At 35.5% G+C, this 12126-nt stretch carries 6 protein-coding genes; 5 read left to right on the forward strand and 1 reads right to left on the reverse strand.

Features of this window, described 5'->3' with window-relative positions; all coding sequences use genetic code 11:
- Window positions 1-64 precede the first annotated feature (64 nt).
- The 3 genes from ACFOWM_RS12560 (at window position 65) to ACFOWM_RS12570 (ending at window position 3699) form a co-directional block, all read left to right on the forward strand.
- The gene (locus ACFOWM_RS12560; protein WP_379710673.1) at window positions 65-1054 is read left to right on the forward strand and encodes a glycosyltransferase family 9 protein; all 990 of its coding nucleotides are present in this window, start codon (window positions 65-67) and stop codon (window positions 1052-1054) included.
- Window positions 1051-1617 (forward strand): L-threonylcarbamoyladenylate synthase, encoded by a 567-nt coding sequence (locus ACFOWM_RS12565; RefSeq protein ID WP_379710675.1) that lies wholly within the window; start codon window positions 1051-1053, stop codon window positions 1615-1617. Before ACFOWM_RS12560 ends, ACFOWM_RS12565 begins: the two co-directional genes overlap by 4 nt.
- A 330-nt stretch (window positions 1618-1947) precedes the next feature.
- Window positions 1948-3699, forward strand: a complete 1752-nt coding sequence (locus ACFOWM_RS12570; protein WP_379710677.1) for a DEAD/DEAH box helicase — start codon at window positions 1948-1950, stop codon at window positions 3697-3699.
- Between the two features lie 69 nt (window positions 3700-3768).
- Here the strand turns inward: ACFOWM_RS12570 and ACFOWM_RS12575 are convergent, their stop codons facing one another.
- Window positions 3769-7344 carry a gliding motility-associated C-terminal domain-containing protein gene (locus ACFOWM_RS12575; RefSeq protein ID WP_379710679.1) on the reverse strand — a complete coding sequence of 1192 codons (3576 nt, stop codon included), beginning with the start codon at window positions 7342-7344 and terminating at the stop codon, window positions 3769-3771.
- A gap of 284 nt (window positions 7345-7628) precedes the next feature.
- On the opposite strand from ACFOWM_RS12575, the gene ACFOWM_RS12580 reads away from it, so the two are divergent.
- A complete protein-coding gene (locus tag ACFOWM_RS12580; protein ID WP_379710681.1) occupies window positions 7629-11042 on the forward strand; it encodes a YCF48-related protein in 3414 nt (1137 codons plus the stop codon).
- An 18-nt stretch (window positions 11043-11060) separates the two neighbouring features.
- Complete coding sequence (locus tag ACFOWM_RS12585) at window positions 11061-11969, forward strand: PorP/SprF family type IX secretion system membrane protein (protein ID WP_379710683.1); 909 nt, start codon at window positions 11061-11063, stop codon at window positions 11967-11969.
- Window positions 11970-12126: the final 157 nt, after the last annotated feature.

Here is a 12126-nt window from a genome sequence, read left to right on the forward strand (position 1 = left end):
CGTCGCACATTGCATCGGCATTACATAAATCAACTTTTATTGAAGCGGCGCAAAAAGAAAATGAATGAGTGAAATAAAGAAAATATTAATACGCTTACCCAACTGGCTCGGCGATATGGTAATGGCCACTGCATTTGTAAATGCTGTGCAACAACAATATCCACAAGCACAAATTGATTGTATTGCCAAAAAAGGTATTGATTTTTTGTTAGATTATTTTCCTACAAATGGACAACGTTATATTTTTAGTAAAGAGGATTACAAAGGCACATTAGGCGTTATCCGTTTTGCAAGGCAAATAACAAAACAACAACAGTATGATTTGTTGTTTTGTTTACCTGATTCACTTTCAGCAGCTATTATGGCTTATTTCATTGGGGCAAAAAAAAGTATTGGTTTTAAAAAAAGTTTACATAGCATTTTCTTTAACCACACCTATCTCAAAAAAAAACAAGTACACAGGGTATTAGAATATGTTCATTTGCTAGAACAATTTACACAAACCAGTTTCGATGCAGTAAAAGTATCATTAAAGGCTGATGTTGCAACATCAAATAACACCCTCATCATCAATATTAATAGTGAAGCCAGCTCTCGGAGGTTGCCCGTTTCAAAAGCAGTGAGCATTATTAATTATATCAGTAAAAATATTAGCAACCCTATTGTTTTAATTGGTAGCCCAAAAGAAAAGCCGTTTGTTGATACTGTATTTCAACAATTACACAATACTACCAACGTTAAAAATGTAGCAGGCGCAACATCTTTACCTGAATTGATTCAATTATTTGCTCAAAGTAAAGCAGTATTAAGTACCGATAGTGGACCAGCACACATCAGCAATGCCTTGGGTAAAAACACTGTGGTATTATTTGGTGCAGGTAACGAACAAAATACTGCTCCATTTAACAACGAACATACTTTTGTAATTAGGTTGAACCAATTACTATGTGAGCCATGCACTAAAAACATTTGTAAATTTTATACCGAACCAAAGTGCCTTACTATGCTAAATGAAGTTACCATAGGCACTGCTGTTCAAAACGCATTAATATGAATTTTACCAACGATATACCATTATGTGTAGCAGCCTTACAACAAGGCCAAACCATACTTTACCCAACTGATACCATTTGGGGCATTGGGTGCGATGCAAAAAATAGTGAGGCTGTTGCTAATATTTATGCACTTAAAAAAAGAGATGAAAAAAAGAGTATGATTATTTTGCTAGCACATCATACTGAAATTGCTTCATATGCCCAAAAGCCCAACGATGCTGTGTTACAATTAATGGCACAAACAAATAACCCACTTACCATCATCTACCCTAATGCAAAAAACCTAGCGCCTAACTTAATAAATGAAGATGGTACCATAGCAATAAGAATTGTAAAAGATCCCTTTTGTATTGCCATGATTAATGCTTTTGGTGGCCCAATAGTTTCAACATCTGCCAATATTTCTGGTGAAGCAACAGCACCCTTTTTTAATATGATAAGTAATGAAATTAAATTAGGTGTTGATTATATTGTGCAACACAGGCAACACGATAATACGCCTGCAACACCCAGTAGTATTGTGAAATGGAATACAGATAATAGTTTCACAAAAATTAGATAATTACATTTTAGAAGATAGTTTACTCCATACAGTATACCTCATTTTATAAATAATTGCGTTGGTGTAAAATAAAACCCTTACATTTGCGGCGATTTTATAATTTCTGAGAATTACATGACATGCTCAGATGCTGTTGAAAGCAGGTAACATTTAATGAATACCTATAAGGACAAACATTTTCTCCACACACAACGGCCAGAAGCATAATATGTGATCATCAAAATTTTTTTTGACCATATAGGTATTGCTGGCTATTACAAGTATTAAATACTGAATAAGTACGTATAAGAAGCACTAAGTATAGGGTCTTCATTTAAACAAATAATAAACATGAATGCATTTGAAGCATTAGGCTTAAACGAAAACATCGTAAAGGCTGTAACTGATTTGGGTTTTACAGCACCCACTCCTATTCAAGAACAAGCAATACCTGTGCTTATTTCAGGTACACAAGATTTTGTTGGCCTTGCACAAACAGGTACAGGTAAAACTGCCGCCTTCGGTTTGCCGTTGTTACACTTAATTGACCCAGCAGAAAAATATCCGCAAGCATTAATTGTATGCCCTACTAGAGAATTGTGTTTGCAAATAACCAATGATTTAACTGATTTTAGAAAGCATACAAAAGGCATGGCTGTTGAAGCGGTATATGGTGGCGCCTCTATTGTAATGCAAATTCGCAACCTAAAAAAAGGTGTGCAGGTGGTTGTTGCAACACCAGGCCGTTTAATTGATTTAATTGAAAGAAAAGCCATTGATTTACAAAAAGTAAAATACGTAGTGTTAGATGAGGCCGATGAAATGTTAAACATGGGCTTTAGAGAAGACATTGACTTTGTGCTAAAAAACACCGTTAATAGAGAAAGTATTTGGTTGTTCTCAGCCACAATGCCAGCTGAAGTAAGGGCTATTTCTAAAAACTTTATGACGAGCCCTAAAGAAATTACAGTTGGTAAAAAGAACAGCGGTAACGTTAATATTGATCACCAATTTTTTGTAGCACCAGCACACTCTCGTTACGAAACTTTAAAGCGTTTAATTGATTTTAATCCTGGCATGTACGGTATTATTTTCACACGTACTAAAGCAGATGCACAAGATGTATGTGAACGCTTAGCAAAATCAGGTTACGAAATTGAAGCCTTACATGGCGATTTATCGCAACAACAAAGAGATAGAGTTATGGCACGTTTTCGTACCAAAGCTTTACAGTTGTTAATTGCTACTGATGTTGCTGCAAGAGGTATTGATGTAGATGGTATTACCCACGTAATTAATTACGAGTTACCAGATGATATGGAAGTGTACACCCATAGAAGTGGTAGAACAGGTAGGGCTGGTAAAACAGGTATTTGCTTATCAATTTGCCATAGCCGTGAAACTTTTAAAATTAGAAGTTTAGAAAAAATGACCAACGCTCAATTCCACAAGTTGGATATACCGAGTGGTAAAGATGTTTGTAGAAAACAATTTTTCCATTTTATGGATAAATTAATTCAAACAGATATTTCTCATGGCGATTACGAAACATACTTACCAGATTTAATGGAAAAATTTGCAGATGTTTCAAAAGAAGAAGTATTGCAAAGGGTTGCAGCGCTTGAGTTTGATCATTTCTTAAAATATTATGAAAATGCTGAGGACTTAAATGCAAAAGATAGTGGTAGAAACAGAGAACGTTTTGATGGTGGTATTAGAAAAGATGATAGCAGCCGTAAAGAACGTAGCAGTTTTAACCGAAGAGACAATGGCTACACACGTTTATTTGTAAACCTTGGTACTAAAGATGGTTTTTATAAAGCCAGCTTTTTACAATTTATTTTAGACGAAAGCAATCTTAAAAAAGAAGTGCTTGGTAAAATAGATATGAGAGATATGAATACTTGGGTTGAAATTGATAATGCCAATGCTTCAACAATGATAAAATCATTGGATGGTAAGCGTTATAACAACCGTACTATTCGTATGAATGAGGCTGATGGTGGTTTTAAACGCCCTACAGATGAAGGCAGAGGTAACAACCCCGTAGGTGGTAATAGAGATCGTAAAAGAACATACGGTCCGCCAAGAGAAAGAAGATAATTAAAGTTGAAATAAAAAGCCCTGTTTTAAAACGGGGCTTTTTTGTTTGTTTTTCAAGGAAAATAAATATTAACGAATTAAGGTTACCGTACCTTTTATTGGCTTTGTAGTGTTATCACCAGGATCAATAAAATAAACATAAGCACCCATTGGTTGTTGTAATCCTTTAAAAGTGCCATCCCATGGCTTTGCATACCCTTTTGTGGCTTGGAAAATTTTTTGTCCGTAGCGGTTAAAAATTATTACTGAACAATTAGGATAACCTTCTAGCGCTGGAATTTTCCATGTATCATTTTTACCATCTGCATTGGGTGTAAATGCATTAGGTACATAAATATTGGTAATAGGTTTAACCCTTACAGAATCAATACCAATACAATTATTAGACACATCAATTGCTTTAACAGTATACAAAATTTCGTTGGTTGCATTGGTGGTTGGTTGCAAAATATTAGGCGCATTTAAAAATGTATTTGGCGACCAACTATAAATGTAATTATTGGCATTATTAATAGTAGCATTAATTACTTTACTTGCTCCTAATGGCAAATAAATATCCGGACCAGCATCTATTCTCGGAACTACAGCAATACGAAGCTGTTGTGCAGGTAAAGTTATACTGCAACCAGCGGCATTTTTCACAGTTAATGTAACAGCATAATCATTTGCAGTATTATAAACCCTCGTAAATGGCGGAATATTGTTTCCTATTCCATTACCAAAATTCCATTGCCATGAATTAACATCAGCACTTGCAGTACCTATAAATAAAACAGGTTTATTTTCACAAAGGGTATCGCTATTAATACTAAAATTAGCTGTAGGATTCGCATTTATAATTGAAATTGTATTAGAGACCGTATCACTTACACACCCACCGGTGGTTACCACATGTTTAACCAAAATATTGTTACTTGGTGCATAACTATGGGTAGCAAGGTTAGTAGTTGTAATATTGGCGATTTGGTTATCGCCAAAGTTCCAATACCAATTGGTAGGTGTGTTACTGTTAAATGGTGGGTTTGATGTAAAGGTGATTGTACTATCTGCACACTTAATACCTGTAAATGTAAATGCAGCCGATGGTTTACTGGTAACCACAACTGGCAATTTAAAAGTATCGCTTTTACAACCATTAGCTGCCACAGTTACAAGCGAAACATTATAACTACCAACATTTGTATAATTATATGTAAAAGGTAAAAAATTTGTTTTCACTTCAGCGACTGTATTACCATAATTCCACTCCCATTGTGTAATATTATTTGATAATGTATAGGAGCTATCACTAAAAACAATCCCTTGTCCAACACATACATTTCCACTAAATCCAAATTTTGATTTAGGAGATGATAATACATTAATTGTTTTTCGAGCTGTATCACTTTTACAACCTAAAGTACTTGTTACCACTAATTTAATTTCGTATGTGCCTGGCGCATTAAATTGGTGATAAAAAGGTGTAGCATTATTTCTGTTTAAGGTTGTACCATCACTAAAGTCGTAGTACCAATTGGTGATATTACCCATTGCCACAATACTTGTATCAGAAATATATGCAGAATCACTACTACAAAATGACAAAGCTTGTACGCCTAATTTTGCAATAGGTTGTGGTAAAATAGTAACCGTTTTTATTGTATCAGCAAAACATCCATTATCAGCTATAACCCTGTAACGAACAGGGTGGTTACCATCTGTTGTAAATTGCTTTACAGCATTTACGGTGTTAGTGGTAGTATTATCATCAAACAACCAATTATACCCTGTAATATTAAAAATACCTGCATTGGTGGTTCCTGTAAATGTAATAGCATCTTGCAAACATGGCGTAGCCGGATAAGTAAAATTAGCTACTGGGCCTTGCCTAACATCAATTTTTACTGATGCAAATTCTGTTTGGCTACAATTTTGAATTACAGTTGCAGTATAAGTTACAGGTACATTAAATATACCAATATTTGCCAGGGAAACATCTTGTGCTAAAGCGTATACATAGTAAGTTCTACCATTAATAAGTTCTGTACCAATGGCAACAGGGTTAGTAATAGTAACATCTGTATTAGGCGTAATACCTGTTACTTGACTCAATTTCCAAGTTATAGTTGTTGCAGGAAAAGCCAATTTTACGATTGGTTTTAAGGGCGTATTTCTGCAAGTGAATGTATCAACCAATCCGTTGGTATTATTAGTATTAGCAATGGCGCTGTAATTATTTAGATTATTGATGAGCGTACCCACATTGTAGCCGTAACTTTCATAATTACCTAAGCCATACACGGTAGCATTAAATGTTGAATCGCAAGTAATACGGTGTTGTGCAGCAGGCCCTATAAACCTCACCAATGCCACTGAATAGCTGGGTAAATTAGGATGAGGAATTATTTGTGATGCAGGTACAGCAGCACCATCAACCAATAAAGAACTTTGTGCGTTGGTAGGAAAATGGATGTTAGCATACACATAATCAATCGTTGATTTTCTACTCACATAAAATAATACAGATTTTTGTCCTTGCTCAATTGGGCTCAAGTAAAACATTTCAGGATCGCCATAAGAAGGCGGCGATGGGTTGGTTGTAGGGAAGTTCCAACATTGGTTTTTGTTAGGCATGTACTGTGCTACCATAATGGGTTTATCGGCAGTTATATAATCACCGCCAGTTGAATCTAAATACTCGTAATAAAAATTACGAATGAGCCCTGTCATGGTAACTCCATTTTTTTTAACCACAGTAGTAGGGTCTAGCACACAAACTCTGTAATAATTTCTATTGGTTTCCAATATATCGGTATTGGTATTGTTGATGGTGTGATAGGTTAAATAACGAGTACCCCAAGCTTGTGAAGGAAATACTTGTTGGTGCATATACTCACCACCATCGCCCCTGCAAAGTCTTATGCCACTTGAGCCAGAGAATACAGCCATAGGGTGGCAATTACCATCTGCCCCTATAACAGAAACAAATTTTGAACCAGTCATATCTTTACTTGCATTTGCTGCATTACCATCAAAAATAGCTTTACCAAAAATATGGTACATCTCACCCTTGTTTAAATTAACGGTATAAGTTTGGCCGGGTAGCCAGCCATTTTTTGTAGTATCTGATGGGGTTATTTCCACTCTTGTATTATCTTCTGATGCAATAACATAAGCCCACGAATACCAGCCATCGGGACTACTCTGAGAAGTTGTTTGGTAATAGTTAATAGAATAATATGTGTAGCCATAAGTATCAACCGGCATTAACATTGTTGCTCCAGAAACCAATGGGCCGTACACATGTGCATATACTGCCACTGGCACATCACTTACAATATGAATGCCTTTATTAGAGAAACCATCGGTTAATACCCTAGCGTCGTTTGGGCCTGTTTTGGGAATCAAAATAGTTGCATTAACAGTATTAGCAGGAATAGTTAATGTTTGAGCATATGCAGTGCCATTAATAGTTACAGTTACGGTAGCTGCTAATTCAGTACTAATATACAGTGCTAACTCTTGGTCATTAATGGGCGTTTCATACATAAACTTATAATTGTTACCATACCCCAACCAAAACTCTTTGCCCCTGTTTGATTTGTTTTGGGCTGTACTAACAACACCAACAAATAACAAAAAAATACTAAATAAAATACTACGCATATATGTGAATTAATTGAGTCGAAAATTGTAAGCGTCATCCACTACAAAACCATTACAATATTTACACAAAATAGCACATATTATTATCCTAAAACCCAATACCACACTGTATTTTAAGCACAAATTTAAAATTGAGTATAAACACCCATTTTTAAAAATGAGCGTTTATACTGACATTAAAAATCAAGCAAAAATTTACCTTCATTGTGTATATTTTAAGCCGATTAAGTCGATTTAAAATTGGTTTCACCCCAAAGCATATTTTACTTTAAACAATTTTAAAAATGAAAAAAAGTTTTACAAAACAACATTTTACAAAGCTTGTATTTGGTTTGTTGTTCATTGTATTGGGCTGTTTTAATAAAGCAACTGCACAAGGCCAATACAACAATACTACTTGGAAATTTAGTAACCCGAAACAGTTTGGGTTTACTGTTTTTGACATTGACTATTTAGACAACAACAATGTATTAGCAGTAGGTGCTGATGGTGGCATTGCTAAAAGTACCGATGGTGGAAGAAACTGGACCTACGGTGTATTTACATATACTACACCTGCTGGGTTAGTAACAAAAGCAACTTTATTTGATGTTCACTATGTAAGTGCTAATATTGCTTATGTTGTAGGTACCGGTGGTTGTATGGCTAAAACAGTAGATGGTGGTGCAACATGGAACTTAGTAAAAACGCCTTTGTATGATAGAGGTAGAAACATTAATACTACATGGTTTTTAAACGAAAACAAAGGTTATATTGGCGGCCAGCATAACACACCTGACTCGTTACCAAAATTATATTTTACTTTAAATGGTGGTGCCACATGGGATTCAATCAATGCACCAACAGGTGGTAAAACTGCAATTGGCTATATAAATAATCCGAACTTACCACGTATAAATGAAACGGTAACTGCAAAAGACAAAGAAATTTTACGTATTGAATTTGCAAATGATAGTACTGGTTATATTGTTGGTACTGGCACAAGTTTATTTCCTCGTTTAACTTCTGCAAATGCTACTACTTGTTTACCCAACACAACAACCACTTCTACAGGGTCGCAAAATGCATCACTTGTATGGAAATTCAGTAGTGGCCAGCTTACTGATTACTCTTTAAGTAAAGAGCGCCTTGGTTATACAGGTATAAATACCAATACGGTTACTTGTACAACCTTGTATGGAAATATTACGCCGCAAACGCAATCTTACAGAGCAATGAATATTATTAATGATAGCACCATTGTTATTATGTCAGCCAATAATAATATTGTTGTAAAAATAAGAGCAGGCAAAAACGATAGTACAGCTATTGCAAATTATCCTGGTACATTTGAAAGAGGTAAATATGAACTTTTAAATTTTCCTTTTCCACCAACCGCTGGGCCAAATGCAGGTACTCCAATACCTGCCACACAAGTTTTGTTAGCATCTAACCCTTACATGATAAAAAGAGCTGCTAACGGAAAATTATTTGCTACTTCAGGTTCAAGTGCTTTTGCACCAACAAATCGTATGTGGACTTCAATAGATACTGGAAGAAATTGGATAGAAGAAAGAAATTTACCTACAGGTTTTAGTTTTAGCCAAGGCACTGTTTACGCTATTGATTTTGCTCCAAATGGTAGGTTTTTAGGTGCAGGCATTAATGGTGTAATTGCTGACTCATTACCCGGCGGCAGTTACAGTACATTATATAAAGCTATTCCACTTGTGGCAACACATACTGATGCAGAATTTGCTGATTGTAACAATGGTATGTTAACAGGTGGTGCAAGTATAAGTGTTACAGAAGATGGCGGTAAAAACTGGCTTGATAAATCACGACCTGATTTTGCAGCATCCAATTATTCAATTGGTGGTGTTGCATATCCTAACATCAACAAATCATACTTTGCAGTGAGCAACGGTGTAGTATATGTTTCTACAGATAAAGGCACCACACTTGATCCTGCATATAGTAATTTCAATTTTCAAATGTTTGATGTTGATGCCGTAGGTAATGATAGTGTTTGGGTTGTAGCCAATACGCAGTTTACCGTACCAACTACATCAACTACATCAAATGTATTTAGATCTATTAATGGCGGCGCTACTTGGCAAGTATATGCTGGTTTTCCTGTTGGCAGTACAGCACCTCGTTTGTCAAAAATTTCATTTGGAAGCAGACTAGTAGGCTTTGCTGTAGGTAGCCGTAATGCAGTATACAGAACTTTAGATGGCGGCGTAACCTGGACAAGCGTAAACCCTTTCCCTGCTTTAAATGAAGGCCCAACAGGTTTTCCTAATGCTTTTATTAACTATACAGAAGTAGAGGCTTTAGATGCGAATACTGTTTTTGTAGTAGGTAATATGTTTACAAATGTTGGAATTAAAAGAATATATAAATCAACAGACGCAGGTACTACTTGGACAGATATTAGTGGGAACATATCAACCATTTTCCCTGTGGGTAATGTTATAGGTTTACGCATGCATGATGCTAACAATGGTTATGTAACTTGTGGTAGTTCGTTATTCAAAACTACCAATGGTGGTGCAACCTGGGAAATGGATATTGCACCAACCAATAGTTTATTTGAAACAATGGCCTTTGCACCAAAACGAGTACCTGCTGCTATACCATTTGCAAATAGAAAATTATTTGTAAGTGGCTTTGCTGCCCCTACTGCTAATGGCTCTATAATGGAATATGGTAACCCTGCCAACATTAATGTGAATGCAACAGAAACTGTTACCAATGCTACTTGTACTAACCCTAATGGTGGTAGTATTACATTAAATACAACAGGTGGCTTAGCTCCATACACTTATAGCATTGATGGTGTAAACTTTCAAACATCGAACACATTTAATGGTTTAACACAAGGTGTAAAAACAATTACCATAAAGGATGCTTTCTGTGGAATTCAAACCAAACAAATTACCGTTGGTTTTACTGACAATTTAACATTAAGTGTGGCACCAACCAGTACTGCTGTTTGTGCTAATATTCCTGTACAATTAACTGCAACAAGTGCCGCTACAACTTACAGCTGGAGCCCAGCTATTGGATTATCTAATGCCAATATTAGCAACCCAACGGCAACCATAAGTAATAGCCAAAACTATGCTGTTACTGCTACTTTAAATGGATGTGTAAAAACACAAACCGTTGCTATTAGCATCAAACCAAAACCAATTGCCTTAGCAGGTAACGATCAAACAATTGTTGAAGGAGGTAGTGTACAATTATTGGGTAATGTTATTCCAAGTAACTTATCACCTATTGCAAATTATGTATGGTCACCTTCAAATGGACTGTCAGATGTTAATACATTATCACCTATTGCTTCGCCAAAAACTACAACAGTTTACACACTTACCGTAAATGGTGTTGATGGTTGTGTTGGCGCTGATGATGTAACTGTTACCGTATTGCCGAACTGTATAAAGGTAATGAAAGCTTTTACACCAAATGGTGATGGTATTAATGATAAGTGGATTGTTACAACGGGTAATACATGTACTAAACAAGTGATCGTTAATGTATTTAACCGTTATGGTAGCAGCGTTTACAGTAACCAAAATTATCAAAACGATTGGAACGGTACTTACCAAAGTAAACCGGTGGCCGATGGTACTTACTATTATGTAATTGAATATAAACTCATTGATGGTAGAACACAATTTGCAAAAGGTGATGTTACCATTTTAAGATAAACTTTTAACCATAAACAAATGAAAAAATACATTTATATCACAGCAGCATTACTCATGAGTAATGCTGCTGTAAAAGCACAACAATTACAATCTTCTTCACTATACGAAGTTCAAAGTATTATACACAATCCTGCAGCAGCGGGCATTTTTGAAAATGCTTCAACTAAAGCAACAATTGGTGCAACCTATCGTTCGCAATGGAGTGGTATAAGTGGCAGCCCCCAAACCATCACCGCTTTTGGAAGTTTTAAATTAGATAAACAAAAAATTGGTATTACGGGGTATGTGTATAATGATAAAACCGGACCAACATCAAGAACAGGTTTAGATATATCATTAGCAAAACATATTCAATTTAATGATGGTGGCATATTTTCATTAGGTATTGAAACTCGTTTGTTACAATACAGTTTAGATAGAGCAAGTTTAACGGATGCAATTGGTACTGACCCTGCCATTGGCACATCAGATAATCGTTTTAAATATGATGCTGGTTTTGGTATGGCTTATAGCCGTAATAATTTTCAAATAGGTGCTGCTGTAACACAATTGGTACAATCAAAACTTGATTATTATAAAGGTAATATTACACGTAGTGAAGAAGCCCGTTTATACCGTCATTATTATTTACATAGCCGATATACTTGGGCTGTTGATGGTAACACCACCATCACCCCCAATATTTTACTTACCTATTTACCCAATGCACCTATTGAACTTCAAGGTGGCGCAAGGGTAACGTTTAATAATTTATTATGGTGGGGTGTTGGCTATAAGCTTCGCCAAAGTTTTATGTTATCTGCAGGGCTTAACATAAAAAAGAAATTATCTGTTGGTTATTCATATGACATATACAGAACACCCATTAGCAATTTTGATGGTGGCAGTGGTGCCCATGAAGTATTGCTGAGTTATAATATTTTCTAGTTTTAGTTTTAGTTTCACTTTGAAAATCCCCAAAAAAAAGCAGCCTATGTTTTAATAGTGCTGCTTTTTTAAAAGCTTGTAAAAGTAATAGCAAAGTTCTTTGAATCCCAAATTCGCAGCATGTTGTACATTTATATTACACTATTTAATTTGTTTA

The organism is Ferruginibacter yonginensis (assembly GCF_042651465.1).
In the GTDB taxonomy this organism is placed as follows: Bacteria; Bacteroidota; Bacteroidia; order Chitinophagales; family Chitinophagaceae; genus Ferruginibacter; species Ferruginibacter yonginensis.

Coding starts and splice junctions, on each gene's coding strand:
- ACFOWM_RS12560 (WP_379710673.1), top strand. CDS start 65: ATGAGTGAAATAAAGAAAATATTAATACGCTTACCCAACTGGCTCGGC.
- ACFOWM_RS12565 (WP_379710675.1), top strand. CDS start 1,051: ATGAATTTTACCAACGATATACCATTATGTGTAGCAGCCTTACAACAA.
- ACFOWM_RS12570 (WP_379710677.1), top strand. CDS start 1,948: ATGAATGCATTTGAAGCATTAGGCTTAAACGAAAACATCGTAAAGGCT.
- ACFOWM_RS12575 (WP_379710679.1), bottom strand. CDS start 7,344: ATGCGTAGTATTTTATTTAGTATTTTTTTGTTATTTGTTGGTGTTGTT.
- ACFOWM_RS12580 (WP_379710681.1), top strand. CDS start 7,629: ATGAAAAAAAGTTTTACAAAACAACATTTTACAAAGCTTGTATTTGGT.
- ACFOWM_RS12585 (WP_379710683.1), top strand. CDS start 11,061: ATGAAAAAATACATTTATATCACAGCAGCATTACTCATGAGTAATGCT.